Below are 24,458 nucleotides of genomic sequence, written 5' to 3'. Positions count from 1 at the left end.
GAGTGCCGCCATGGTCATCATCAGCATCAGCGAATCGCGCGCCGCCTCCGCGCCCCTCGGCCTTCCCACCAATACGGAGGTCCGCGCCCAGCTCAAAGAATGGCAGGCTGCCAATCGCTGGCCTTGGGTCCACGTCTCCAACGCGATGCGGATCTGGGGACTGAGCAACATTCCCGGCGCCACCCGCCTTGAGGCGTTCAGCAATTCTTCGCGCGTCGGTCTGCATGAGGACGCCCTACGCTCCTTGCGGCGCTTCCTACTGACCTTTCCGAACCCGCCCGCCTATGTCGAGCTGGTAGTGCGGCTTGAGGAGGAGAGGGCCGAGCGGGTCAGGGAGAAGACCGAGTATCTCCAGCGCCAGGCGGCGCAGCGCGATGAGGAACGTGCCCACCACGAGCGTTACTGGCTGTCTCGCGAGCCAGCCGCCAACGGCAGGCCAGCACGCGCGTCGGTCAACGCCAGCAATCCGCTCTTCGGGCTCAACAAGGCGACGGTTCGGGCGCTGAGCGGAGGCACGCTGTGAAGGCCCGGCAGCGCCCGGCCCGCCGCACTAGGCAACAGGTCCAAGCCGGCCCGTCAGATGACGCTCAGTTCGCAGTGTTCCTCGTCTTCCTCTTCCTGATGATTGGCGGCTTGGCTGCATGTGGGGCCTTGCGGTGACGAAGTACGCCACCCAGACCGAAGTCACGAGCAGCAGATCTCGCGATGAGATCGAACGCACGCTCGAGCGCTATGGCGCTGACCAGTTCATGTACGGCTGGCAGGATAGCTCCGCAGTCATCGCCTTCCGTATGTCTGGGCGGCACGTGAAGTTCGTCCTTCCGCTTCCGTCGAAGGAGGACAAGGCGTTCACCGAATATGTCTCGCGAGGCAAGCTGTGGGCCCGGACCGAAGAGGCGGCGCGCAAGCTGTACGAGCAGGCCGTGCGGTCTAAGTGGCGGGCCCTTGCTCTCGTCGTGAAAGCCAAGCTCGAGGCCGTCGAAAGCGGCATCAGCGAGTTCGACAGCGAGTTCATGGCCAACATTGTGCTGCCTGGCGGTGAGACTGTCGGTGAGTGGATGCGCCCTCAGATCGCCGAAGCATATCGCATCGGCCAAGTGCCCACTGTCCTGCCGATGCTTCCCGACCATAGCAAAGGAGGCCAGAATGGCTGATCGGCCGATCCTTTTCAGCGCGCCGATGGTCCGTGCTCTGATCGATGGTCGAAAGACCCAGACACGGCGCCTGCTCCCTCACCCGGAATATTATGGCTGCCCGACCGGCGACTGCCCGCATGACAGGCAGGAGCAATGCAACCAGGCCATGATTGAGAGTACCGCGGAAGACCTGCGCTTCGCAGTTGGAGACCGCCTCTACGTCCGCGAGGAATACTATCAGTTCGGCAGCTGGCATGTTGTCGAAGGTGCTCTGACAAAGGGCGGAAAAGCGAAGTGGGCCTTCGACGGTGCCAAGGCGATGGTCACGTTCGAACCACCCGCCGATTTTCTGGTCAGCCGCGACAAGGCATTTCCCGGCCTGCCCCGGTGGTACAAGCGCTTGGGCCGGTTCATGCCGCGCAGCCTGTCGCGCATGACCCTGACCGTCACCGATGTTCGCGTACAGCGGTTGCAGGATTGCAGCGAAGCCGACGCGCTGGCGGAGGGCGTGGTCGAATACGAGCCGACCATGGAAGACCCGGCGGAGTTCTCTGCCTTCGACGGCACCGACGTCTTCAACAATGCCATCTCGGCGTATCACGACTTGTGGAATCGCATCAACGGCGCGGGCGCGTGGGAGGCCAACCCTTGGGTGGTAGCCGTCACCTTCGAGGTGCGGGAGGGAAATATCGATGGCTGACCAGACGCCTCCGCCACCTCTAAGCGCGGCAGAGCAGGACCTGATGGTCACGCTGGCCTACGCTTTCCGCGCCGTCGCCAAGGAATTGCTCGACAAGACGCCGGCCGATGGACCGCTTGTCTGGATGAGCATGGGCTTTGCGGCAATGAGCCTGGCCTTCGATGCGCGCCAGAGCGACGCGGACGCCTTGGAGGCTGCCGAGATATTCGCCCAATCATCCCGCCAGTCGATGGCGGACATGGTGGCGGGGTCCGAGAGCCATCAGGTGATGCAATGAGCGATAGCGTGCTTCACCATGTCGGCAAGCAGGTTCTGCGCGGACAGGAACACTATGCCGACGCCGCCACGCCGGAGATTGCGGCCGAGATCGTTGCAATGGAACAGCGGGCACTTCGAGCCGAGGAACTGCTGTCCAGTATGATGAAAGGCGGCGAACTCCTTGCCGAGGCGCTCGGCGAGGCGGGCGAGACCTTCGGCTATCTCCATGCCTGCATGTTCGGGGCTGAGCAGCATCTGCGCGAGCATGGATGGCTCAAGCCGGTGCCTGTCGACCATGAGGAAAGGATGCCGTTCTGATGGCTGACCTTGCAAAAGCCTTCTCGGGTTTGAACAACGAAACTCATTCGGTCATCGAAGACCTGCTGAACCTGATTTGGTGCTCGGGCGAATGGACCGATGAGCATCAGGACATGCTGGAGGCGTGGCGTAAGGCCCGCGGCGAAGCAGCTATGAGCAACTGGAGCTGGTGGATCGGCGACGTCGATGATGACCTGTACGCCTACGATTTCACCAGCGAGACGGCTGCTCTTGATGCTGGTGACCGCCGCTTTTCAGCAGAAGGCCGCTTCCGCATTGCTGAGGCGCGTTGCTGGAACGACAATGTCGAGGACGGAGCAGATGAGGTGCGGTTCGCCGCGATCCGGAACGCTCGGGTGGTGGAGGTGCGGACCGATGGCTGCTGACACCAAGATCGAGTGGGCAGCCCGCGAACTGCTCGACGGCACTCTCCAAGCGGGCTTCACGTACAACCCGTGGATAGGATGTACAGAAGTCTCGCCAGCGTGCGACAACTGCTATGCCCGCGCCCTTATGGAGGTGCGCCACAAGCGCGCCATCTGGGGGGCAGGGGAGGACCGCGCCCGCACGTCCGCTGCGTATCGCCGCCAGCCGCTTGGATGGAACCGCATCGCGGCAGAGACCTGCAGTTGGGCAACCGTGTTCTGCCTCAGCCTCGGCGACGTCTGGGACGTTGAGGTTGATGACCTGTGGCGGCGCGAGCTGATGGACACGATTGAGGCGACCCCAGCACTGACTTGGCTGCTGCTCTCGAAGCGCATCGGCAACGCCGCCCGCATGACGCGGCGCGAGGCAGGGCACCGGCCGCTGCCAGCGAACGCCGCATTGGGCGCCACTATGGTCAACGCCAGAGAGTGGGAGCGCGATGCCAACAAGCTCGAGGAGGCACGGCAGCGCACCGGAGCGAAATTCACCTTCGCTTCTGTCGAGCCCATGCTCGAGCGTGTCGACTTGGGCGATGACGCACCCGACTGGGTCATCTGCGGCGGCGAGAGCGGCCATGGCGCGCGAGACTGGGAGGGATTCGCCGACGCTGCCCGATACCTGCGCGACCAGTGCGCGGAGCGGGGCGTTGCCTTCTTCATGAAGCAGATGGTCAGGAAACAGCCGATCCCAGCCGATCTGATGGTTCGGCAGTTCCCGTCGCAGCTGACAGGGGCCGCCCTATGACAGCGGCAGCGCGCATCAGTCAGGCGGATATGGAGCGTGCCACGAAGGCCGTGAAGGCGGCTGGATATGAACGCGCGCGCATAGTCATGGATTTGAAAGCTGCACGCATCGAGGTCATCATTGGCGAGGATGGCGAATCGCCGCCGCCGTTGAACGAATGGGATCGCGAGTGATGGCAAGGCCGCGCGACAGATCGAACCGCTTTCTCCCGGAGTTCGTTACCAGGGAGAAGAACCGGCACGGTAATGTCCGGTATCGCTTTCGCAAGAAAGGGCTCCCCAGTGGATATTTCAAAGCGACGCTGGGAACCGAGGATTTCCGGACTGAATACCACGCTTTTCTCAACCCAAGCGCAGAGAAGCCGAAGATCGCGCGGTCGACCGCGGCGCCGGGCTCGCTGGACGAAGCTCTGGATCGATACATGAACCCGATCACCCGGTTGGGTCCAAGCGAGATCACGCAGCAGAAGGTCAAAGCTGTGCTGGAGGATTTTCGCAACGGCGACGAGACCTCCGGATACAGGGGAACCCGAATGCTTCGCGGCATCAACTTCGAATCGGTCGACAAGATCCTCGCGAAGAAGCGTGTGAAGACGGGTGTCGGCAATAAGACCAAGGGCGGGATCAACGCGGCAATCAAGCTGAGGAAGGAACTTGTCCGGTTCTTCGACTTTTGCCTCAAGGCTGGGCTGTGCGAGGTCAACCCCGCCGCCCAGTCGGAGAAGCTCAAGGTCGCAATCGGCGAAAGGACCAAGGGCTTTCACACTTGGACCGAAGCCGAGATCCAGCAGTATCGCGACCACCACAAGCTCGGCACCCGGGAGCGCTTGGCGATGGAGCTGTATCTGTGGACCGATCAGCGTCGATGCGACGTGTTTAAGATGGGCAAAGCTCAGATCGTAGGGGGCCGAATCCCCGTGGTTCAGGCGAAGACTGGCAAGGCGTTGTGGGTGCCGCTGGCTCCGCAACTGCTTGAAGCGATCGTCGCCATGCCGCCCCACCTGACGAGCCCGTTCTGCTTCATCGTTTCTCGAAAGGGCACCGCCTACACGAAGGAGAGCTTCGGCAACTGGTTCAAGGACGCTTGCGTGGCCGCTGGCCTCATGCACCACAATGGCCACGGGCTACGGAAGGCCACGCTCCGCCGCCTCGCCGAGCTGGGCACCGCCAACAAGCCGATGAAGGCGCTATCCGGGCAGGAGCGAGACGAGACGCTGGCGATCTACACTGCCGACGCTGACCAGAAGCGCCTTGCCGACCAGGCGATCACAGCGCTGGCGCGCTGGGAAATGCAGGCGAAGCAGGAAGACAGAGACGGCGAATATCGCTTCACCGCGAACGACTGAAAGCCGCACCTATCTCTAGGGTGCGGCATTGAAGGTGCTAAAAGGCGCAGAAAAGGTGGGTTCTATGAAAGATGTTGGCTCCCCGAGTAGGATTCGAACCTACGGCCATTCGATTAACAGTCGAATGCTCTACCGCTGAGCTATCGGGGAGCAGCCCTGCTTCCGCTGGGCAGGCCGCGCCTATAGCAGCGGGATTCCGAAGATGGCAAGCGGCAAATCACAAGAAAATTACGCGATGAACTGTTCCGCCGCGATCCTGTCGTCGAGGGTGTGTTCGGGGTCGAAAAGCAGGGTCAGCGGCGTCGCGCGGTCGATGCCGACTTCCACATTGGCGATGTCGCGCACCTCGCGCTGATCGACGACGGCGCTGACAGGGCGCTTGACCGGATCGAGCACGGTGAAGCGGATCGCGGTCGCTTCGGGCAGGATCGCGCCGCGCCAGCGCCGGGGCCGGAACGGGCTGATGGGGGTGAGCGCGACGAGGCCGCAGCCGAGCGGAAGAATGGGGCCGTGGGCGGAGAGGTTATAGGCGGTCGATCCCGCGGGCGTGGCGACCAGCACGCCGTCGCACACCAGTTCGGGCAGAACGGCGCGGCCGTTGACTTCCACTTCCAGCCGCGCGGTCTGGCGGGTTTCGCGCAGCAGGGAGACTTCGTTGATGGCGGGGATGGAGAAGCGTTCGCCATCGACCGTATCGACGGTCATGCGCAGCGGATTGACCTTGAAGCTCTTGGCCTTTTCAAGCCGCTGGTCGAGCCGCTCCAGCCGCCATTCGTTCATGAGGAAGCCGACGGTGCCGAGGTTCATGCCGAACACCGGCAGGATACGCCGGGCTTCCAGCATCGAATGCAGCGTCTGGAGCATGAAGCCGTCGCCGCCCAGCGCAATGACCATGTCGGCCTGCTCCAGCGGCACGAAGTCATAGGCGGCGCGAAGCCGCTCCTCGGCGGCCCTTGCCGCCTGCGTCGGGGAGGCGAGAAGCGCTCGCCGGACGTCCGTGCTCATCCGCCGGTCACGCTCATATGGCGGCGTGTGGCCGGGGCAAGATCCGTCCCGATGCGGAAATCATGGGCGGCGGGCTTGAGCCGCAGGGCGCGGTCGACGAGCGGCTCCACCGCACCGACGCCGCCCGACCGCAGAGCGGCCTTGAAATCGACATGATCCTCATGGCCCAGGCACATGAAGATCTTCCCCTCGCACGTCATGCGGATACGGTTGCAGTCGGCGCAGAAATTGCGGGTGAGGGGCGTGATGAGGCCAAGGCGCGCACGCAGCCCGTCGACCGCGTGATAGCGCGCGGGGCCGCCGGTCCGGTCGGGCAGGGGCGTCAGCGCATGATGCGCGTCGATCATGGCGGCGACCTGCGTCAGCGGAAGATAATGGTCAGTGCGGTCCTCGCCGGTTTCGCCCAGCGGCATCGTTTCGATAAGCGTCAGGCTAAAACCCTGCGCGTCGCACCAATGTAGCATCGGCAGGATTTCGTCATCGTTGACGCCTTTCAGCGCCACCATGTTGATCTTGACCGCAAGCCCGGCGGCGCGGGCGGCGTCGAGCCCGTCGAGCACCTGCGCGATCCGGCCGCCGCGCGTGATGTGGGCGAAGCGTTCGGGATCGCGCGTGTCGAGGCTGACGTTGATCCGCCGCACGCCCGCACCGGTGAGCATATCGGCATGGTCGGAAAGCCGCGTCCCGTTGGTGGTGAGAGTCAGTTCGTCGAGGCCGCTGCCGACATGCCGCCCGATCCGCCGCACGAGATCGCCGATGTCGCGCCGAACCAGCGGCTCGCCGCCGGTCAGACGGATGCGGCGGATGCCGCGCGCGACGAACATGTCGGCGAGCAGGGCGATTTCCTCAAGGCTCAGCACTTCGTTTCGGGGCAGGAACTGCATCTTTTCCGCCATGCAGTAGCGGCAGCGCAGGTCGCAGCGGTCCGTCACCGATATGCGCAGATAGCTGATCCGGCGGCCCAGGCCGTCGGTCATCATGGAGCGCGAAGGATCAGCCGGAACCATGGCGCTATAGCTAGGGTATGGACCAGCGACGCGCAAGCGCTCCGCAAGGGGCACCGAGCCGGGCGTTGCGATGCTGGCAAGAGGTCGGTAACCCTCACGATGTTAAGGCATTGCGATGGGCGCCGCCGGGGACATGAACAGAGTGATTGGGGATCAGAGCGCCGACACGCAGCGCAGCCTGTTCATCCTGTCTCCGGGCGACCGGGACGGGCTGAGCGAGGCTGCTCAGCGGGCGGGCTGGCGGCCGATCAGCGCGCGGCGCGCGAAGGATGCGCCGCAACGCTTTCTCCACAGCGAAGCGCAGGTGGCGCTGGTCGATCTTCGCAACGGGGGCAGCGCGGCGGAGCTGCTCGCGCCGCTGGTGCCCGCGATGGAGGCGGGGGGCGGCGCGCTGCTGGCGCTGCTCGACCCGGCGGATGAGGTGCATGCGCCCGCGATCATGGCGGCGGGGGCGACGCATTATCTGGTCGGGCCGCCGGGCGACGCGGCGTTGCGCGGCGCGCTGGCTTCGGCCCATCGCCTCGTTGAGCGGGTCGGCGGCGGGGCGCAGGACAGCCGCCGGGCGCAGCGTATCCGGCGGGGCGACGCGCTGTATTGGGAGTGGAACCGCAAGAGCGGGCTGTTGACGCTCAGCGACAATCTGGTGCGGCAACTGGACCTGCCCGCTTCCCGCGTTCAGCCCGCGACGCTGCTGCGTCACCTGCCACGCACCGAGCGGCGGGGCGTGCTGGCGTCGTTGCGGGCGATGCGGCGGGCGGGGCGGCCCGCCGCGCTCGCCCATGCGTTGCCCGACCGGCCCGGGCTGCGGCTCGTCCATCATCTGCGGCTGCTGGACAGCGGCGTGGCGGCGGATGTCGAGTGGCTGTCCGAAGGAGCGGAAGGCGATGCGGCGAGCCGGGATTACCTCACCGGCCTGCGGTCGCGCCATGCCGCGCTCGACTGGCTGGACCGGCGCAGCGGGCTGGCGACGACGATCCTGCTGCTGTCGATCAGCCAGTTCGACCGGATGAACGCCGCCTATGGTCAGGTGGTGGGCGACGCGCTGCTGGGGCGGATCGCCCGGCGGATCGAGCGGATGGTGGACGATGTCGCCCCCGGCTCCATGGTCGCGCGGATCGCGGGCACCGAGTTCCTCGTCGGACTGATCGGCGAAGCGGCGGGGAGCGACCGGGCGACCTTCCTCGCGCGGCAGTTGATCGGGGTGATCGGGCGGCCATTCAGCGCCGGGGATCACCTGATCCGGCTGACCACCCGCTGCGGCATCGCCCAGTCCCGGATGGAGGATGATGCGACGGCGCTGTTGCGCCGGGCGGGCACGGCGCTCGCCGATGCTCGGCAGGCGGGAGGAGAGGGCATCCGCATCCTGTCCGCCGAGCGCCAGAGCCGCCAAGTCGACGGGGACCGGCTGGAAACCGACCTGCGGCTCGCGCTCGACCGGGGGGAGATCGGTATCGTGTTTCAGCCCCAATATCCGGTCGATGCCGAGAAGATCATCGGGGTGGAGGCGCTGGCGCGGTGGAACCACCCGCATTACGGCCCCCTGAGCGCGGGTATCCTGTTCGCCACGGCGGAGCGGTCCGACTATATGCTGCCGCTGTCGGCGCATATTCAGGCAGCGGCGTTGCGACAGGCGGCGGCATGGCCAAGGGCGCTTTCGGATCTGCGCCTTTCGATCAACGTCACCGCCGCCGACATTGCGCAGCCAGGCTTCATGAAATCGCTGCTGGGGCTGGTGGACGCCAGCGGCTTTCCCCGGTCCCGCCTGACGGTGGAGATCACCGAGAGCGGCCTGATCGAGGATGTGGCTTCGGCGAGCGCACTGCTGACGGCGCTCCGGGCCGAAGGGCTGGCGGTCGCCATTGATGATTTCGGGACCGGCTATTCGAGTCTCGCCTATCTCAAGAGCCTGCCGCTCGACTATCTCAAGATCGACAGCGGTCTGGCGCAGGACATCACCGGCACGGCGCGGGACCGGATCGTGGTGCGGGGCGTCATCCACATGGCGAAATCGCTGGGGCTGAAGGTCATCGCCGAGGGGGTCGAGACCGAGCAGCAGCTCGCGCTGCTGAGCCGCGAGGGATGCGATTTCTATCAGGGCTTCCTGCGGTCGGCGGGGGTGCCGTCCGCCGAGCTTATCAACCTCGTCCTTGCCGAGGGTTAGAAGCCGAGCAGCGGCCAGAGGGTGATGAGGATACCCGCAAGGCCGCACAGGAAGATGATGGTGCGGACCACCGGAACGCCAGCCGCATAGAGCGGCAGATAGACGACGCGCGCCGCCAGCCAGATCCAGCCGCCCATCGCGGTCCATTCGCTCGTGCGGCCCGCGACCGTCACGCCGATCAGCGCGACGATGGCGATGGGCAGCGTCTCCATGAAATTGGCCTGCGCCCGCACCAGTCGCCCGGCGAGCGGGTTGAGCGGCGGCAGATCCTCGTCGCGCGCGCCCATGTTCCACCTGGGACCATATTGCTTCGTCTTGAAATGCGCGGCGGCGAAGATGTGGACGAGGAGCAGGATCATGCTCCAGGCGAGGATGGTGAGTTCGACGGGCATGACAATCGCCTCCCTGTGTTTCCTTATGCTAGCGGAACGAGAGAAGGAAAGACAGTCAGAAGCTGACGCCCAGCCGGCCGATCAGGGTCGCGCCTGCATGGAGGCTGTCGGGGGCTTCGATGTCGGTATCGGCGTAGCGCAGCCCGGCGGACCAGCGGCCGCGATACCAGTCGACGCCGATGTCATGATCCCAATAGCCGCCGCCGGGGCGCAGCCGCTGGGCGCGCGCTGCGTCGCGAACCTCTCCGGTCGAGCGGCCGACATGGCCTGAGACGGTGAGGGCGGTGTCGGGGATGGCGGCGGACGCGCCCGCCGAGAGATAGAGATTGTCGCCGCCGATGGCCGACTGGCGCGGGGCGTAGCGGGCGGCGAGATCGAGGCTGGCGGGGCCGAGCGTGAAGCCTGCGGTCGCGCCGACTTCGCCATAGCCCTGATGCGATGCTCCGGGGAAGAGATGGTAGCGGCCCTCCGCGCCCAGCCGCCAGCCGCCGACCTGCCGGACGAAGGTCGGCCCGATGTCGAGCGCGGCGTCCGCGCCGCCATGGCGGGGGCTGCCCCACAGGGTCGTGGCTGCGCCGTCGAGGGTCAGTCCTTCGCCGACCGGCACCGAGAGCGCGGCGCGCAGGGCGGGATCGCCGTCGCTCCAGCTCAGACCCCGGCGGCGGTCGTCGCTCATCGCTTCGAGCGTGATGGCGGGGCCGCTCGCATATTGGGCGGCGGCGGGAAGGGCATGGCCGGCGAGCAGCAGCGCTCCCAGCCATGCCGCAGGGCTGTGGAGATCAGTTGACGGCAAGGGCGCGGGCCGAATCGAGTTCCGCCAGCAGCGGCGCGCGGTCGGCCTGCGCCAGCGCGGCGAGGTTGGCGCGGATCGCGTCGCCATGCCGCGCCAGCACGGCTGCGCCCGGATCGCGGCCCGGACGGCAGGCGCCCGGCTCGCTGCCGGAAAAGCGCATGTCGGTAGGCAGGGTGCGGGCATGGGCCGGGCCATGATCGAGCGAGCGGTCGACGACGATGTTCGCCGTCCAGCGGCAGCGCTGGCTGTCCATGCGGGCGCCCGCCCTTGCGCCGACGGTGCGTGTTTCGACGTCTGCGCGGGCGGTGTAGGTTGCGCCGAGTTGCCGGCCATGATGTTCCAGCGCGACGCTGTGACTGGCGGCAGCGGCGAGGGTGGCGAGGATGAGGCTCATAGGGGTTCTCCTGCTTGAGCGCCGGGCTTTGCTGTCCGGTCGCATGGCCGATGTAGGCAAGGGCTGTTGCCGGTCCGTTGCTGCATCATGAAGAAAGACGTCGCCGACGCGACAGTCGAAATCCGCCGAAGTTCACACCGTTGTGCGCCCTTTCCGACGCAGATCTGCGCCGGACGGGAGCATGAAGGCGACAGCGACGCGCCACGGACGCGACGCGCAGGCGACACCGGCGCGACACCGGCGCGACACGGACGCGACACCCTATGCCGCTGCCTTGGCCAACCCCTTCGACAGTTGCAGCGCGCCGTTGAGGCGGGCCTGCGGGTCGGCCCAGGCGCGGTTCACCACCACCTTGCTGTCCGGACGCAGCCGCGCGACGCCGTCGAGCCGCTGGATATAGGCGACGAGACCTTCGGGCCGGGGGAAGCGATCCTCGAAGAAGCTGACCAGCGCGCCCTTTGGCCCCACGTCGATCTTGGCGATGTTGGCGGCGACGCAATTCTGCTTGATCTCGATGATCTTGAGCAGGTTTTGCGTGGGCAGCGGCAGCTTGCCGAAGCGGTCGATGAGTTCGGCGGCGAAGGATTCGAGACCCTGCCTGTCCTCCAGTTCGTTGATGCGGCGGTAGAGGCCCATGCGCAGGTCGAGGTCGGGCACAAATTCCTCGGGAATGAGGATGGGCGCATCCACTGTGATCTGCGGCGAGAAATCCTCGCTGCGGCGTTCGGCGGCAATGCCGCCCGCCTTGGCGTCAAGGATCGCGTCCTCCAGCATCGACTGGTAGAGTTCGAAGCCGACTTCCCTGATATGACCCGACTGTTCGTCGCCGACGAGGTTGCCCGCGCCGCGAATGTCGAGATCGTGGGATGCAAGCTGAAAGCCCGCGCCCAGCGTGTCGAGGTCCGACAGCACCTTGAGCCGCTTTTCGGCCGTTTCGGTGATGATGCGGTTGGCGGGCGTCGTCATATAGGCATAGGCGCGCGTCTTCGACCGGCCCACGCGCCCGCGAAGCTGATAGAGCTGGGCGAGGCCGAAGCGGTCGGCACGGTGGATGATGAGCGTGTTTGCGCTGGGGATGTCGAGGCCGGATTCGACGATGGTGGTCGAAAGCAGCACGTCATAGCGCTTGTCGTAGAAGGCGGACATGCGCTCCTCGACCTCGGTGGCGCTCATCTGGCCGTGGGCGACGATGGGTTTGACCTCGGGCACTTCGGTGCGGAGAAAATCCTCGATTTCGGTCAGGTCGGCGATGCGGGGGACGACGAAGAAGCTCTGTCCGCCGCGATAATGTTCGCGCAGCAGCGCTTCGCGGATGACGACGCCGTCCCACGGCATGACATAGGTGCGCACCGCGAGGCGGTCCACGGGAGGCGTCTGGATGACGGAGAGTTCGCGCAGGCCCGACATCGCCATCTGGAGCGTGCGGGGAATGGGCGTGGCGGTGAGCGTCAGGACGTGGACATCGGTCTTGAGGGACTTCAAGCGTTCCTTGTGGGTGACGCCGAACCGCTGTTCCTCGTCCACGATGACGAGGCCGAGGCGCTTGAATTCGATGCCCTTGGCGAGCAGCGCGTGGGTGCCGACGACGATGTCGATGCTGCCATCGGCAAGGCCCGCCTTCACCGCCTTCGCTTCCTTGTCGGGGACGAGGCGGGAGAGGCGGCCGATCTCGATGGGGAAGCCGCGGAAGCGGTCGACGAAATTCATATGATGCTGGCGCGCGAGCAGGGTGGTGGGGCAGATCACCACGACCTGCATCCCAGCCATCGCCGCGACGAAGGCGGCGCGCAGCGCGACCTCCGTCTTGCCGAAGCCGACATCGCCGCAGACGAGCCGGTCCATCGGCTTGCCCGCGCCAAGATCCTCGATCACGTCGCTGATGGCGCGATCCTGATCGTCGGTTTCCTGATAGGGGAAGCGATCGACGAAGGCGGGGTAGCCGGCATGGTCCGGTTCCGCGACCGTGGCGGGGCGCAGCGCGCGGGCGGCGGCGGTCTTCAGGAGTTCGCCCGCGATTTCGCGGATGCGCTCCTTCATCTTCGCCTTGCGCCGCTGCCACGCTTCACCGCCCAGCCTGTCGAGGCTTACGCCATCGGTTTCGGAGCCGTAGCGGGAGAGGACTTCGAGATTTTCGACGGGGACGTAGAGTTTGTCTCCGCCCGCATATTCGAGTGCGACGCAATCGTGCGGGGCCTTCGCCACCGGTATTTGGGTGAGCCCGTCATAGCGGCCGATGCCGTGATCGCGGTGGACGACGAGGTCGCCGGGAGTGAGGGTGGCGAGTTCCTGGAGGAAGGCGTCGGCGCTCTTCTTGCGCTTGGCGCGGCGGACGAGCCGGTCGCCCAGCATGTCCTGTTCGGTGAGGACGGCGACATCGGGCGCGGTGAAGCCGTGGTCGAGGCCGAGGACGATGAGCGTGACGCGGCCGTCCGCAGCGAGGCCCAGCGCCTCCTGCCAGTCGTCGGCGGCGGCGAGGCGGGATACGCCATGGTCGGCGAGCAGGCCCGAGAGGCGCTCGCGCGCGCCGCCGGAATAGCTGGCGATGACGACCTTCTTCTTCTGGCGGCGGAGCGAGTCGATATGCTTGCCGACGGCTTCGTAGATGTTGGCGTTCTGCGTGCGTTCGGGGGTGAAGTCGCGGGGGCCGTCCACCGCGAAGTCGAGGACGGCGGCGCTTTCCGGCTCATGAAAGGGCGTGGTGGCGTGCATGGGCGCGCTCGCCACGGCGGCGTCCCATTCGGCGGCGTCGAGATAGAGGGATTCGGGCTTCAGCGGGCGATAGGAGCCGGGATCGGCGGACTTCGCCTGCACCCGGTTGGCGTGATAGTCGCGGATCGCCTCGAACCGGCTGTCCGCCGCGCCCGCGACGCCATGGTCGCGCACGATGACGGCATCGCCCAGATGGTCGGTCAGCGGGACCAGCTTTTCCTCGAACAGCGGGAGCCAGTGCTCCATGCCCGCGAGGCGGCGGCCGTCGCTGACCGCCTGATAGAGCGGGTCGCCGGTCGCGGTCGCGCCGAAGGTTTCGCGGTAGCGCAGGCGGAAGCGCTTGATCGTGTCTTCGTCCAGCAGCGCTTCGGAGGCGGGGAGGAGGGTGAAGCCGTCGACGCTGCCCGTGGTGCGCTGGTCGGCGGGGTCGAAGCGGCGGACGGTCTCGATCTCGTCGCCGAAAAAGTCGAGGCGCAGCGGCTGTTCCTCGCCGCCGGGGAACAGATCGACAATGCCGCCGCGGATGGCGAATTCGCCCCGGTCATGGACGGTGTCTGTGCGGACATAGCCGTTCGCCTGGAGCATGTCGGCAAGGCGCTGGATCGCGATCCGTTCCTTGGGCGCGAGTTTTGCGACGAGCTGGCGCACGCGGAAGGGGGTGAGGGTGCGCTGGGTCATGGCCGCGAGCGTGGTGACGACGAGTTGCGGGCCTTTGGGTTTCGCCTGAAGTGCGTAGAGACCCGCGAGACGCGCGGAGGCGGCGCGCAGCGAGGGGCTGGCGCGGTCATAGGGCAGACAGTCCCAGGCCGGAATCTCGACCACCTCCAGTTCCGGCGCGAAGGCGGGCGCGGTGTCGGCGATGGCGCGGGCGTGCTGTTCATCGGCTGCGATGAACATCGCGCGGGTCGTTGCCGCGCGGGCGATGTCGGCGAGGAGCCATGGCTGGAACCCCGCCGGGACGCCGGAGAGGGTGAGGGGCGCCCTGGCGCGGAGGATTTTCGGGAGGTCGGTCATTTACAACTCATTCCCCTCCCGCTTGCGGGAGGGGCTAGGGGTGGGCAGGCTTGACGCAAAGGGTAGTGAAAGCCCACCCCCTGCCCCCTCCCGCAGGCGGGAGGGGGGATAAGGTCAGTTCTGGATCTTCACGAAGTCGAGTTTCAGGAAGCGGTCCATCATCGGGCCTTGCCATTCCGGCGGCACGGGGATGGTGCCGAGCGCCCAGCCCATGATGTCGGCGTCCTGTTCCTCCATGAAGCGTTCAAACCATGCGATTTCATCTGCGTTCCATGTCGCGTGATAACGGTCGAAGAAGCCGCCGACGATATAGTCCGCCTCCCGCGTGCCGCGATGCCATGCGCGGAACTGGATGCGGCGCATCTCGGGATTGTCGTTCACAATTTGTTCCTTTAGCAGGCATGGGCAGCCCAGCCAATCGGGTGTTTGAAGGACCGTCCCGGCCGGCGTTATCTGTTGGCGCATTTTCCGGGTCAGCGGCCGTTCCGGCCGCTTCGAAAATGCTCTAGAGCGGCTCAGATAGACATGCGACCCGATATTCTCAATCCGCTCTTTGCCGAAATTTCCCTGTTCAAGGGAGTCGGCCCCGCGCTGGCCCGCCCGCTGGAGCGGCTGGGGCTGGCGCGCGCGGTCGATGTCGCCTTCCATCTGCCGGTGAGCTGGGTAGACCGGAAGCTGACCGACAGACTCGACATGGGCGACGCGGGGCGGGTGATCGGGATCATGCTGACGCCGGTCGATTATCGCGCCAGCGGCAGCGCGCGCGCGCCTTTCCGGGTGCAGGCGGTGGACGGGGAGGGGAATGGCGTCAGCCTCGTCTATTTCGGGAAGAACAGCGGCTGGCCGCGCAAGCTGCTGCCGCTGGGCGAGCCGAAATTCGTGTCGGGCAAGCTGGATGCCTATGGCGAGAACCTCCAGATCGTGCATCCCGACCATGTGCTGCCGCCGGAAGAAGCGGGCACGATCCCGCCGCGTGAGCCGGTCTATGGCCTGTCGGAGGGGCTGACCAACAACCGGATGCGCGATCTCGCGGCGCAGGCGATCAGCCGCGCGCCCGAGCTGCCCGAATGGATCGAGCCGAGCCTGATCGGGCAGAAGGGCTGGCCGGGCTGGCGCGAGGCGCTGGAGAGAGTGCATGCCGATCCCTCCGACGCCATGGCGCGCGAGCGGCTGGCCTATGACGAAATTTTCGGGGGGCAACTGGCGCTGATGCTGGTGCGGCAATCGTCGCGGCGGCGGCGCGGGGTGCCCATCGAGGGCGACGGGCGGCTGCGCGCGATGCTGAAACTGCCCTTCGCGCCAACGGGCGCGCAGCGGCGGGCGATAGGCGAGATCGAGGGCGACATGGCGCAGGCGACGCCGATGCTGCGGCTGCTGCAGGGCGATGTCGGATCGGGCAAGACGCTGGTGGCGTTGATGGCGCTGCTGAACGCGGTCGAGGCGGGGATGCAGGGGGCGATGCTGGCGCCGACCGAAATCCTCGCGCGGCAGCATTATGAGACGCTGCGCAGAATGGCGGCGGGGCTGCCGGTGGAGATTGCGATCCTGACGGGCCGCGAAAAGGGCAGGGTGCGCGAGGCGACTCTGATGGGCCTCGCGGACGGGAGCATCGACATTCTCGTCGGCACCCACGCCATCTTTCAGGAGGCGGTGCAGTATAGGCGGCTGGGGCTGGCCGTGATCGACGAGCAGCATCGCTTCGGCGTGGCGCAGCGGATGATGCTGGCGAACAAGGCGGAACGCGCGCCGCATTTGCTGGTGATGACGGCGACGCCGATTCCGCGCACGCTGACGCTGACCTATTATGGCGAGATGGACGTGTCGCGGCTGGACGAGATGCCGCCGGGCCGCCAGCCGATCCAGACCCTCGTCATGTCGGCGGCGCGGCTCGATGAAGTGGTTGAGGCGCTGGCCCGCCATGTCGAGGGCGGCGGACAGGCCTATTGGGTGTGCCCTCTGGTCGAGGAGAGCGAGAGCAGCGATCAGGCGGCGGCAGAGGCGCGGGCGGAGTCGTTGAAGCTCCGGTTCGGAGAACGGGTCGGCCTCGTCCACGGGCGGATGAAGGGGCCGGAGAAGGACGCCGCGATGGCGGCCTTCTCCGCGAACCGGACGCAGATACTGGTCGCGACGACGGTGATCGAAGTCGGCGTCGATGTGCCGAACAGTAGCCTCATCATCATCGAAGGCGCGGATAGGTTCGGACTGGCGCAGTTGCACCAGTTGCGCGGGCGCGTGGGGCGGGGGGACAAGCCGTCCGTGTGCATCCTCCTGCGCGGCAATGCTCTGGGCGAGACATCGCGGGCGCGGCTGGCGCTGATGCGCGAAAGCAATGACGGGTTCCGCATCGCCGAGGAGGATCTGAAGCTGCGCGGCGCGGGCGAGGTGCTGGGCACGCGGCAGTCGGGCGAGGCGGCGCTGAAGCTGGCAACGCCTGAGCATGTGGCGGCGCTGGTCGATGCGGCGCGCGACGACGCGCATCTGCTGATCGAACGGGACGGCGGCCTCGACAGCGCGCGGGGGCAGGCGGCGCGAACCTGCCTCTATCTGTTCGAGAAGGATGCGGCGGTGGGCCTGTTGCGCGGCGGGTGAGACGCCGCCTTTTCGTCATGCCAGCGAAGGCTGGCATCTCTGGCGTTTCGATGATGACGATGGCGACCCCAGCCTTCGCTGGGGTGACGATGAGTTTGTTGGGGTGACGGTTAAGGGAGAAACCTTTCGCACCTGCGAAACAATCCGGCGTGGCCTGGCGTTGCGGGGGGATGCCGGACCTCAGCCTCTCCCATATCTCGATCATGGCGGCCGTTTCGATCCTGTCTTCGGTGGCGGTCGCTTTCCTCGTCCATTGGGCGCTCTACTGGATCGCGCTGCGGATCGTGCGACGATCCCGGATCGAACCGACGCTGCTGCCCGCAATCTTCCATCCGACACGGTGGCTGGTGGTGCTGCTGGCGCTGAGCGCGGGGGTGAAGTCGATCGCGCTGGGGCCGCGCGTGGCGGAAATCTGGGGTATCGGGTCGCGGATGCTGTTCGCGCTGCTCGTCGGCTGGCTGATCCTGCGGGGTATGCGCGCGGCCAAGGCGATGTTCGAGCGCAATGCCGACATCAGCGTCGAGGATAATCTGAAGGCGCGGCGGCAGCGCACGAAGGTCGGCATCCTCTATCGCATCGCGCAGTGCGTCGTGGGTTTCCTGGTGATCGCGATGATCCTGATCGCGATTCCGGGCGTGCGGACCATCGGCGTATCGCTGATGGCGTCGGCGGGCCTCGCCGCGCTGGCGGTGGGCGCGGCGGCGCAGCCCGCGCTCAAGAATCTGATCGCTGGCGTGCAGATGGCCTTTTCCGAACCGATCCGGCTGGACGATGTGGTCATCGTCGAGGGCGAATGGGGGCGGATCGAGGAGATCAAGCTGACCTACGTCGTCGTGCGCATCTGGGACGACAGGCGGATGGTAGTGCCGGTATCCTATTTCCTCGAAAAGCCGTTCCAGAACTGGACGACGAAAACATCGGACTTGCTGGGCACGGTGTTCCTCTATGTCGATCCGGCCGCCGATATAGGGCGCATCCGCGAGCGGTTCGTCGCGGCGGTGAAGGCGAATGCGCGCTGGGACGGGCGCGTCGCGATCCTGCAGGTGACCGACCACCGCGCCGATGCGCTGGAACTGCGCGGGCTGCTGTCGGCGCGCAATGCAGGGGTGGCGTTCGACCTGCGGTGCGAGGTGCGGGAGGCGATGCTGGATTTCCTGCGCGCCGAAATGCCCGAAGCGCTGGTGCGCAGCCGTCAGCGGATCGAGGCGGGGGAGGGGTTTACCAGGCTGTCCGGCGCGGCGGGATGAGGCTGAGCAGGGTATCGTAGAGGCGCGGCGCGATGGGGGAGACGAACTCCACGCCGACACGGCCTTCCTCGACCCAGCGGACCTCGGCGGCATAGTCGTTCAGGACCGGCAGCCAGAAGGTCACGCGCTCGCCCTTGAGCAGGGCGGCGTCGGTCCGGCACATGAGGCCGAGCGCGGAGATGTTGATGATCTGGACATCGTGCGTGCGCCCGCGCGCCGTCACATGGCTTACCATATCGACAAGCTCGCGCCGGGCGCGCCGCTGGTCGACGGCAGGGTCGCGGGAGCGAAGGACGTGGCCGAGATTGGCGAAGACCGATGAGGACATGGGGTGAGGCTATGCCGCTGGAAATGAACAAATTCCCAGCGAGCATGGTTAACGCCGCGCCATTGGACCCGCTTTGCGGTCAGTCGACGATCAGGCCGTGCTTTTTTGCGCCGAAACTGATCTTGTCGCCTGCTTTCAAGATGATAGTCGGCTCCGTCACGACTTCGCCATTCACCCGAATCGCACCCTCGGCGAGCTTGCGGCGGACTTCCTTGTTGGAGGTCGCGAAGCCCAGAGCGGTGTTCGCCTGAACGACGGTGAGTGCTTCGCCGCCAAGGCTGACGGTCGGCAGATTGGCGTCCGACGCGCCTTCCTCGAAGGTGCGGCGGGCGGTTTCGGCGGCGGCGGCGGCGGCGTCCTCGCCATGCGCCATGGCGGTCGCGGCATGAGCGAGGATCTTCTTCGCCTCGTTGATCTCCGCGCCTTCGAGTGCTTCCAGCCGGGCGATCTCATCGAGCGACAGGTCGGTGAAGAGGCGCATGAAGCGCCCCACGTCCGCGTCCTGCGTGTTCCGCCAGAATTGCCAATAGTCGTAGGGCGAGAGCGCGTCGGCGTTCAGCCACACCGCGCCCTTGGCGGTCTTGCCCATCTTGCCGCCGTCCGCCGTGGTGATGAGCGGAGAGGTCAGGCCGTAGACAGGCGTGCCGTCGACCCGGCGCGACAGCTCGATCCCGTTGACGATATTGCCCCACTGGTCCGACCCGCCCATCTGGAGCCGGCATCCCGCCCGCCGCGACAGTTCGAGGAAGTCGTAGGCCTGAAGGATCATATAGTTGAATTCGAGGAAGCTGAGCGACTGTTCGCGGTCGAGGCGCAGCTTCACGCTGTCGAAGCTCAGCATCCGGTTGACCGAGAAATGCTGGCCGATGTCGCGCAGGAAGGGGATATATTCGAGCGCGTCGAGCCAGTCGGCATTGTCGACCAGGATCGCGTCGGTCGGGCCGTCGCCGAAGGTCAGGAAGCGTTCGAACACCCGTTTGATGCTGGCGACATTCTCGGCGATCTTCTCGACCGTAAGGAGCGAGCGGGCTTCGTCGCGCAGCGAGGGGTCGCCGATCTTGCCGGTGCCGCCGCCCATCAGGACGATGGGCTTGTGCCCCGCCTGCTGCATCCGGCGGAGCATCATGATCTGCACGAGGCTGCCGACATGGAGCGAAGGCGCGGTCGGATCGAAGCCGATATAGCCCGGCACCACCTGCTTCGCGGCGAGGGCGTCGAGGCCGGCCGCATCGGTCAACTGGTGGATATAGCCCCGCTCGTCGAGCAGGCGCAGGAGGTCGGACTGGTAGTTGCTCATGGCGCGGGCCTGTAGCATCGCAGCCGGTGAACGGAAAGATGCCGTTCGCCCCGAGCTTGTCGAAGGGCGTCACTTCTTTCTAGTAAGGGGCTTCGACAGGCTCAGCCCGAACGGAATGTCACGATATGCCTCAATCCACCCTTGCAATCGGCCTGATGTCCGGCACGTCGCGCGACGGGATCGACGCGGCGCTGATCGAGACGGACGGGGAGGCCGCGGTGACGCCGGTGGCGTTTCACGCCATGCCCTATGACGAGGGGTTTCGCCTGCGCCTGACCGAGGCGTGCGCGCGGGCGATGGCGATGGAGACGCCGGGTTTCGAGCCGCTGATCGCCGCGGTCGAGGGGGAACTGACCGAACTGCATGTGCGTGCGGTGGCCGACCTGCTGGGGCGGAGCGGGCATATTGCGGAAGACATCGGCGTCATCGGCTTTCACGGCCATACGGTCGCGCACCGGCCCGAGCGGGGCTGGACGTGGCAGATCGGGGACGGCGCGGGTCTGGCGGGGGCGTTCGGCATCGCGGTGGTCGGCGATCTGCGCAGCGCGGACGTGGCGGCGGGCGGGCAGGGCGCGCCGCTGCTGCCGGTCTATCACCGCGCGCTGGCGGCGGGACTGGAGAAGCCAGCGGCGGTGCTCAATCTGGGCGGGGTGGCCAACATCACCTTCATCGGCGCGGACGGGACGCTGATCGCGTTCGATACCGGCATGGCGAGCGGCCTCATCGACAACTGGATGCAGACGCATGGCGACGCGGCGTTCGACGAGGGCGGCGCGTGCGCGGCGCGGGGCGCGGTGGACGAAGCGCGGCTGGAGGCGATGATGGCGGACCCATGGTTTAACGCGCCGCCGCCCAAGAGCATCGACCGGGAGCAGTTCAGCATCGACCCGGTGCGCGGGCTTTCGCTGGAGGACGGGGCGGCGACGCTGACCGCCTTTACGGCAGCGGCGGTGGCGCGCGCGATTGAGCACCTCCCCGAGCGGCCCGCCACCGTCCATGTCGCGGGCGGCGGGCGGCACAATGGAACGCTGATGGCGATGCTGGCGGAGCGGACGGGGGCAGCGGTGCTGCCGGTCGATGGCCTTGGCTGGGACGGCGACGCGCTGGAGGCGCAGGGGTTTGCCTATATGGCGGTGCGCAGCCTCAAGGGGCTGGCGATCAGTTTCCCCGGCACCACCGGCGCGCCCGAGCCGATCAGCGGCGGCGTGCTGTTCCGCCCCTGAGCGATCACGCCTTCTGTCCGGCGGCGTCGAGCCGTTCGAGCAGGCGGTCGACCTTTTCGTGCAGCGCCGCGATTTCCGATTCGGCGCGGATGTTGGTTTCATAATCGAGCCGCGCCTCCAGACGGTCCTTCGCCGCCTGCCGGTTCTGGCTCATCATGATGACGGGCGCCTGAAGCGCCGCCAGCATCGACAGCATCAGGTTGAGGAAGATGTAGGGGAAGGGATCGAAGGCGTGCTTCGCGAGGATGACCGTGTTCAGCACCGCCCAGGCGGCGAGGAACAGGCCGAAACCCATGATGAAGGTCCACGAGCCGCCGATGGCGGCGACGCGGTCGGCGAGCTTTTCACCGAAGGTCAGGCCGCTGTCGAACACCTCATAGACGTCGCGGGACGCAGGCGCGCGGCGGAGCGGGGCCGTGAGGAAACGGATGGCTGCATTCATAAATCACCTCTTGGGAGCGACCGTGCCGATGGTCGCTGCAAGAGGCAAGGCCGTTAGCGGCTCGCCTGCGCTCCCATCGGGACGGTCGTTCGACTATGGTCGCTACTGGACATGGTCCCCTCTCGGGAGTTGCGGAAAAAGGATCGCGCCTGCGCCCGATCCTCCGCCGACATGCGCCCGGCCGGACGCAAGGTCAAGGCCGCCGAGGGTTACAAATCGGTCATGTGGAAGACGCGGAAGGTCAGCGCTTGCGCGTAAGTTCGCGCATGGCGGCGTCAATCCCCTCGACCGTCAGCGGATACATGCGGTCGTTCATCAGATCGCGGACCATCTTGGTCGACTGGCTATAGTCCCAATAGGCTTCCTTCGCCGGGTTGAGCCAGACGGTCGCGGGATAGGTGCGGGCGACGCGCTGGAGCCAGACCGCGCCCGCTTCCTCGTTCATATGTTCGACCGACCCGCCCGGATGGCTGATCTCATAGGGACTCATCGCGGCGTCGCCGACGAAGATCACCTTATAGTCATGGCCATATTTGTGGAGGATGTCCCAGGTCGGCGTGCGCTCCGCAAAGCGGCGGCGATTGTCCTTCCACACGCCTTCATAGAGGCAATTGTGGAAGTAGAAGAATTCCATATTCTTGAATTCGCCGGTGGCGGCGGAAAACAGTTCCTCGGTCAGCTTGACGAACGGGTCCATGGAGCCGCCCACGTCGAGGAAGAGCAGCAGCTTGACCGCATTGTGCCGTTCTGGCCGCATCCGGATGTCGAGCCAGCCCTGCCGCGCGGTGCCCCGGATCGTTTCGTCGAGGTCCAGTTCGTCCGCAGCGCCTTCGCGCGCGAAACGGCGCAGGCGGCGCAGCGCCACCTTGATGTTGCGTGTGCCCAGTTCCCGGCTGTTGTCGAGATTGGCGAATTCGCGCTTTTCCCACACCTTGATCGCGCGCTTGTGGCGGGACTGGCCGCCGATCCGGACGCCTTCGGGGTTATAGCCGCCATTGCCGAAAGGCGAGGTGCCGCCGGTGCCGATCCACTTGTTGCCGCCCTGATGCCGCTCCTGCTGTTCCTCCAAACGCTTTTTCAGCGTCTCCATGATCTCGTCCCAGTCGCCCAGCGATTTGATCTTCTCCATCTCTTCGGGCGTCAGATATTTTTCGGCGACGAGGCGCAGCCATTCTTCCGGGATTTCGGCTTCCACGCCTTCTCCGCCCAGAACGCCGCGAAACACTCTGGCGAAGACCTGATCGAAGCGGTCGAACAGCCCTTCGTCCTTCACATAGGTCGCGCGGGCGAGATAGTAGAAGTCCTCGGGCCGCCGCTGGATCACGTCGCCGTCCAGCGCCTCCAGCAACAGCAGATGCTCCTTGATGCCGGCCGGAATACCGGCGGCGCGCAGGGCGTCGAGAAAATCGAGAAGCATGGCGCCTTGTCGATCAAGCGCAGGCGAGATGCAAGATGCGACAAAGGTCGTGACGGAAGAGAAATATTAAGTGTTGCAGTGCATGGTTAATAGGGCACTATCCAACATAAGCGGTTCGAGCGGGGAAAAGTTGGAAAATAGCGACTTACTGGCTGACCTGGGGGAAAGGTCAGGCGATATCGCGCTGCAATGCAGCGAAACTGCAGGCTTTCTGGGCGAAGTGAACCGCCGTATCCAGGCCGACGCCCTGCGTCTGGGCGAACTGGGCGCGCATATGGACCGGCTGGCGGCGAGCCAGTCGGAAAGCGTCACCGCCGCGCAGGAACTGAGCCTGACGGCCCAACGCGCCGAACAGATCATCACCCAGGGGCATGAGACAGTCGGCCTGTCCATCGGCGAAGTCACCGATCTGGCGCGGCAGGTGGGCGGGCAGGAAGGGCATCTGCGCCAGTTCCTGACCGTCATCGAGGCGGTGGGCGGCATTTCCGATGAACTGGGCGCGATTGCGCGGCAGACGCGTCTGCTGGGCGTCAACGCCGCCATCGAGGCGGCGCGGGGCGGCGAAGCGACGCAGGGCTTTGCCGTCGTGGCAGAAGAAATCCGCCGCCTCGCCGCACAGGCGGGCGATTGCGCGGCGTCGGTGGGCGAAAAGCTCGGCCAACTGGATCGTGACGCGCGGCTGCTGATCGGCGGGGTGGAAGCCAATATCCGCCGCAGCCGCGACGTCAGCGACCATATCGACCAGCTTCGCGTTTCCATGGCGGAGATCGCCGCGCTGGTCAGTCAGTTCAACGAGCGTTCGCACACTATCGTCCATTGCACCGACGCTGCCGATGGCGACGTGACGGCGCTGCGTCAGGGGCTGGCGCTGTTCCGGCGTTCGGCGACGGAAAATGCCAGCCGGGTCGATGGCGCGCGCGATCAGCTCGAAACGCTGGAGGGGATGGCCAACGCCATGCTCGACTGCGCGGCGCACGGACCGGGGCGCACGCGCAACAGCCGCTACATCGCGCTGGCGGAGGAAGGGGCGGACGAAATATCGGCGCTGATCGAACAGGCGCTGAAGGATGGGCGGCTGGATCGGGATGCGCTGTTCGATACGGCCTACAGCCCTGTCGCGGGGTCCGACCCGCCGCAATATGAAAATGGCTTCACCCGGTTCGCCGATGCCTTCGTCCAGCCGGTGCTGGACCGCCGGACGGCGCAGGACAGTGCGATCGTGGGCTGCTGCCTCATCGACATGAACGGCTATCTGCCCACGCACATCAGCGAACGGAGCCAGCCCCAGCGGCCCGGCGCGCGCGAATGGAATATGGATCATGCGCGCAACCGGCAGATTTTCATGGACGGCCAGACCCGTCGCGCGCTGGACGGGGAGGGGGATTTCTTCCTCTTCACCTACCGGCAGGATCTGGGCGAGGGGCGTTATCGCGCGCTGCGCAGCGTGTTCGTGCCGCTGGTCTTCGCCGGGCGGCGCTGGGGCGTCTATGAGGTCGGCTATCTGATCTGAGGA

25 protein-coding genes and 1 tRNA gene are annotated in these 24,458 nt (G+C 66.2%); 14 read left to right on the top strand and 12 right to left on the bottom strand.

Annotated features, from left to right (window positions below; translation table 11 throughout):
• The first annotated feature begins 10 nt into the window (after nucleotides 1–10).
• From SAMIE_RS08555 to SAMIE_RS08520, 9 genes are all read left to right on the top strand, one after another.
• The gene (locus SAMIE_RS08555) at nucleotides 11–523 is read left to right on the top strand and encodes a hypothetical protein (protein WP_066697555.1); all 513 of its coding nucleotides are present in this window, start codon (nucleotides 11–13) and stop codon (nucleotides 521–523) included.
• A 133-nt stretch (nucleotides 524–656) separates the two neighbouring features.
• On the top strand, nucleotides 657–1,154 hold the full coding sequence (locus SAMIE_RS08550) for a hypothetical protein (RefSeq protein ID WP_174522201.1): 498 nt from the start codon (nucleotides 657–659) through the stop codon (nucleotides 1,152–1,154).
• On the top strand, nucleotides 1,147–1,836 hold the full coding sequence (locus SAMIE_RS08545) for a hypothetical protein (RefSeq protein WP_066697551.1): 690 nt from the start codon (nucleotides 1,147–1,149) through the stop codon (nucleotides 1,834–1,836). Before SAMIE_RS08550 ends, SAMIE_RS08545 begins: the two co-directional genes overlap by 8 nt.
• Entirely contained in the window at nucleotides 1,829–2,113 is a 285-nt protein-coding gene (locus SAMIE_RS08540; protein WP_066697549.1) for a hypothetical protein, read from the top strand. The genes SAMIE_RS08545 and SAMIE_RS08540 overlap by 8 nt, the downstream gene beginning before the upstream one ends.
• Nucleotides 2,110–2,412 carry a hypothetical protein gene (locus tag SAMIE_RS08535; RefSeq protein ID WP_126516775.1) on the top strand — a complete coding sequence of 101 codons (303 nt, stop codon included), beginning with the start codon at nucleotides 2,110–2,112 and terminating at the stop codon, nucleotides 2,410–2,412. The genes SAMIE_RS08540 and SAMIE_RS08535 overlap by 4 nt, the downstream gene beginning before the upstream one ends.
• Nucleotides 2,412–2,798, top strand: a complete 387-nt coding sequence (locus SAMIE_RS08530) for a hypothetical protein (RefSeq protein ID WP_066697545.1) — start codon at nucleotides 2,412–2,414, stop codon at nucleotides 2,796–2,798. The genes SAMIE_RS08535 and SAMIE_RS08530 overlap by 1 nt, the downstream gene beginning before the upstream one ends.
• The gene (locus tag SAMIE_RS08525; protein ID WP_066697543.1) at nucleotides 2,788–3,582 is read left to right on the top strand and encodes a DUF5131 family protein; all 795 of its coding nucleotides are present in this window, start codon (nucleotides 2,788–2,790) and stop codon (nucleotides 3,580–3,582) included. Before SAMIE_RS08530 ends, SAMIE_RS08525 begins: the two co-directional genes overlap by 11 nt.
• Nucleotides 3,579–3,755 (top strand): hypothetical protein, encoded by a 177-nt coding sequence (locus SAMIE_RS23340; RefSeq protein WP_157077751.1) that lies wholly within the window; start codon nucleotides 3,579–3,581, stop codon nucleotides 3,753–3,755. Before SAMIE_RS08525 ends, SAMIE_RS23340 begins: the two co-directional genes overlap by 4 nt.
• Nucleotides 3,755–4,927: a tyrosine-type recombinase/integrase gene (locus SAMIE_RS08520; protein WP_066697541.1), complete on the top strand. Its 1,173-nt coding sequence runs from the start codon at nucleotides 3,755–3,757 to the stop codon at nucleotides 4,925–4,927. Before SAMIE_RS23340 ends, SAMIE_RS08520 begins: the two co-directional genes overlap by 1 nt.
• Before the next feature lie 75 nt (nucleotides 4,928–5,002).
• On the opposite strand, the gene SAMIE_RS08515 is transcribed toward SAMIE_RS08520, so the two are convergent.
• The 3 genes from SAMIE_RS08515 to moaA form a co-directional block, all read right to left on the bottom strand.
• Nucleotides 5,003–5,077 (bottom strand) — tRNA-Asn (locus tag SAMIE_RS08515).
• A gap of 78 nt (nucleotides 5,078–5,155) precedes the next feature.
• Complete coding sequence (locus SAMIE_RS08510; protein ID WP_066697540.1) at nucleotides 5,156–5,932, bottom strand: NAD kinase; 777 nt, start codon at nucleotides 5,930–5,932, stop codon at nucleotides 5,156–5,158.
• Complete coding sequence (gene moaA, locus SAMIE_RS08505; RefSeq protein ID WP_066697538.1) at nucleotides 5,929–6,939, bottom strand: GTP 3',8-cyclase MoaA; 1,011 nt, start codon at nucleotides 6,937–6,939, stop codon at nucleotides 5,929–5,931. Before moaA ends, SAMIE_RS08510 begins: the two co-directional genes overlap by 4 nt.
• Nucleotides 6,940–7,072: 133 nt before the next feature.
• Here moaA and SAMIE_RS08500 point away from each other — a divergent pair, with 133 nt between their 5' ends.
• Nucleotides 7,073–9,100 (top strand): putative bifunctional diguanylate cyclase/phosphodiesterase, encoded by a 2,028-nt coding sequence (locus SAMIE_RS08500; protein ID WP_408641262.1) that lies wholly within the window; start codon nucleotides 7,073–7,075, stop codon nucleotides 9,098–9,100.
• Here SAMIE_RS08500 and SAMIE_RS08495 read toward each other — a convergent pair.
• The 5 genes from SAMIE_RS08495 to SAMIE_RS08475 all read right to left on the bottom strand — a co-directional run bounded on the left by SAMIE_RS08495 (nucleotide 9,097) and on the right by SAMIE_RS08475 (nucleotide 14,783).
• Complete coding sequence (locus SAMIE_RS08495) at nucleotides 9,097–9,492, bottom strand: MAPEG family protein (RefSeq protein WP_066697536.1); 396 nt, start codon at nucleotides 9,490–9,492, stop codon at nucleotides 9,097–9,099. The two genes, SAMIE_RS08500 and SAMIE_RS08495, sit on opposite strands and share 4 nt — an antisense overlap.
• 55 nt (nucleotides 9,493–9,547) lie before the next feature.
• Entirely contained in the window at nucleotides 9,548–10,285 is a 738-nt protein-coding gene (locus SAMIE_RS08490; protein ID WP_066697534.1) for a TorF family putative porin, read from the bottom strand.
• Nucleotides 10,272–10,679 carry a hypothetical protein gene (locus SAMIE_RS08485; RefSeq protein WP_066697530.1) on the bottom strand — a complete coding sequence of 136 codons (408 nt, stop codon included), beginning with the start codon at nucleotides 10,677–10,679 and terminating at the stop codon, nucleotides 10,272–10,274. The genes SAMIE_RS08490 and SAMIE_RS08485 overlap by 14 nt, the downstream gene beginning before the upstream one ends.
• A gap of 261 nt (nucleotides 10,680–10,940) precedes the next feature.
• Nucleotides 10,941–14,402, bottom strand: a complete 3,462-nt coding sequence (gene mfd / locus SAMIE_RS08480; RefSeq protein ID WP_066697527.1) for a transcription-repair coupling factor — start codon at nucleotides 14,400–14,402, stop codon at nucleotides 10,941–10,943.
• 114 nt (nucleotides 14,403–14,516) lie between these two features.
• The gene (locus SAMIE_RS08475; RefSeq protein ID WP_066697524.1) at nucleotides 14,517–14,783 is read right to left on the bottom strand and encodes an FAD assembly factor SdhE; all 267 of its coding nucleotides are present in this window, start codon (nucleotides 14,781–14,783) and stop codon (nucleotides 14,517–14,519) included.
• 144 nt (nucleotides 14,784–14,927) lie between these two features.
• Here SAMIE_RS08475 and recG point away from each other — a divergent pair, with 144 nt between their 5' ends.
• Together recG and SAMIE_RS08465 are read left to right on the top strand one after the other, a co-directional pair.
• Nucleotides 14,928–16,991 (top strand): ATP-dependent DNA helicase RecG, encoded by a 2,064-nt coding sequence (recG, locus tag SAMIE_RS08470; protein WP_066697523.1) that lies wholly within the window; start codon nucleotides 14,928–14,930, stop codon nucleotides 16,989–16,991.
• A 170-nt stretch (nucleotides 16,992–17,161) separates the two neighbouring features.
• Nucleotides 17,162–18,238 carry a mechanosensitive ion channel family protein gene (locus SAMIE_RS08465; RefSeq protein WP_066697520.1) on the top strand — a complete coding sequence of 359 codons (1,077 nt, stop codon included), beginning with the start codon at nucleotides 17,162–17,164 and terminating at the stop codon, nucleotides 18,236–18,238.
• Here SAMIE_RS08465 and SAMIE_RS08460 read toward each other — a convergent pair.
• Together SAMIE_RS08460 and tyrS are read right to left on the bottom strand one after the other, a co-directional pair.
• Nucleotides 18,210–18,566 carry a PilZ domain-containing protein gene (locus SAMIE_RS08460; RefSeq protein WP_066697517.1) on the bottom strand — a complete coding sequence of 119 codons (357 nt, stop codon included), beginning with the start codon at nucleotides 18,564–18,566 and terminating at the stop codon, nucleotides 18,210–18,212. The genes SAMIE_RS08465 and SAMIE_RS08460 overlap by 29 nt on opposite strands.
• Nucleotides 18,567–18,645: 79 nt before the next feature.
• Entirely contained in the window at nucleotides 18,646–19,863 is a 1,218-nt protein-coding gene (tyrS, locus tag SAMIE_RS08455) for a tyrosine--tRNA ligase (protein ID WP_066697512.1), read from the bottom strand.
• Between the two features lie 125 nt (nucleotides 19,864–19,988).
• On the opposite strand from tyrS, the gene SAMIE_RS08450 reads away from it, so the two are divergent.
• Nucleotides 19,989–21,086 (top strand): anhydro-N-acetylmuramic acid kinase, encoded by a 1,098-nt coding sequence (locus tag SAMIE_RS08450; RefSeq protein ID WP_066697511.1) that lies wholly within the window; start codon nucleotides 19,989–19,991, stop codon nucleotides 21,084–21,086.
• A gap of 4 nt (nucleotides 21,087–21,090) precedes the next feature.
• Here SAMIE_RS08450 and SAMIE_RS08445 read toward each other — a convergent pair whose 3' ends face one another.
• Both SAMIE_RS08445 and SAMIE_RS08440 read right to left on the bottom strand, forming a co-directional pair.
• On the bottom strand, nucleotides 21,091–21,528 hold the full coding sequence (locus SAMIE_RS08445; RefSeq protein ID WP_066697510.1) for a DUF1003 domain-containing protein: 438 nt from the start codon (nucleotides 21,526–21,528) through the stop codon (nucleotides 21,091–21,093).
• A 241-nt stretch (nucleotides 21,529–21,769) separates the two neighbouring features.
• Complete coding sequence (locus SAMIE_RS08440; protein WP_066697509.1) at nucleotides 21,770–22,945, bottom strand: vWA domain-containing protein; 1,176 nt, start codon at nucleotides 22,943–22,945, stop codon at nucleotides 21,770–21,772.
• Nucleotides 22,946–23,075: 130 nt separating this feature from the next.
• Between SAMIE_RS08440 and SAMIE_RS08435 the strand changes: the two genes are divergently transcribed.
• Nucleotides 23,076–24,455 carry a methyl-accepting chemotaxis protein gene (locus SAMIE_RS08435; protein WP_066697500.1) on the top strand — a complete coding sequence of 460 codons (1,380 nt, stop codon included), beginning with the start codon at nucleotides 23,076–23,078 and terminating at the stop codon, nucleotides 24,453–24,455.
• The last annotated feature ends 3 nt before the right edge of the window (nucleotides 24,456–24,458 follow it).

Origin of the sequence: Sphingobium amiense (assembly GCF_003967075.1) — a bacterium.
Classification (GTDB): Bacteria; Pseudomonadota; Alphaproteobacteria; order Sphingomonadales; family Sphingomonadaceae; genus Sphingobium; species Sphingobium amiense.
The sequence above is the reverse complement of the archived record's forward strand: the minus strand, read 5'-3'. Positions and strand labels throughout refer to the sequence as shown.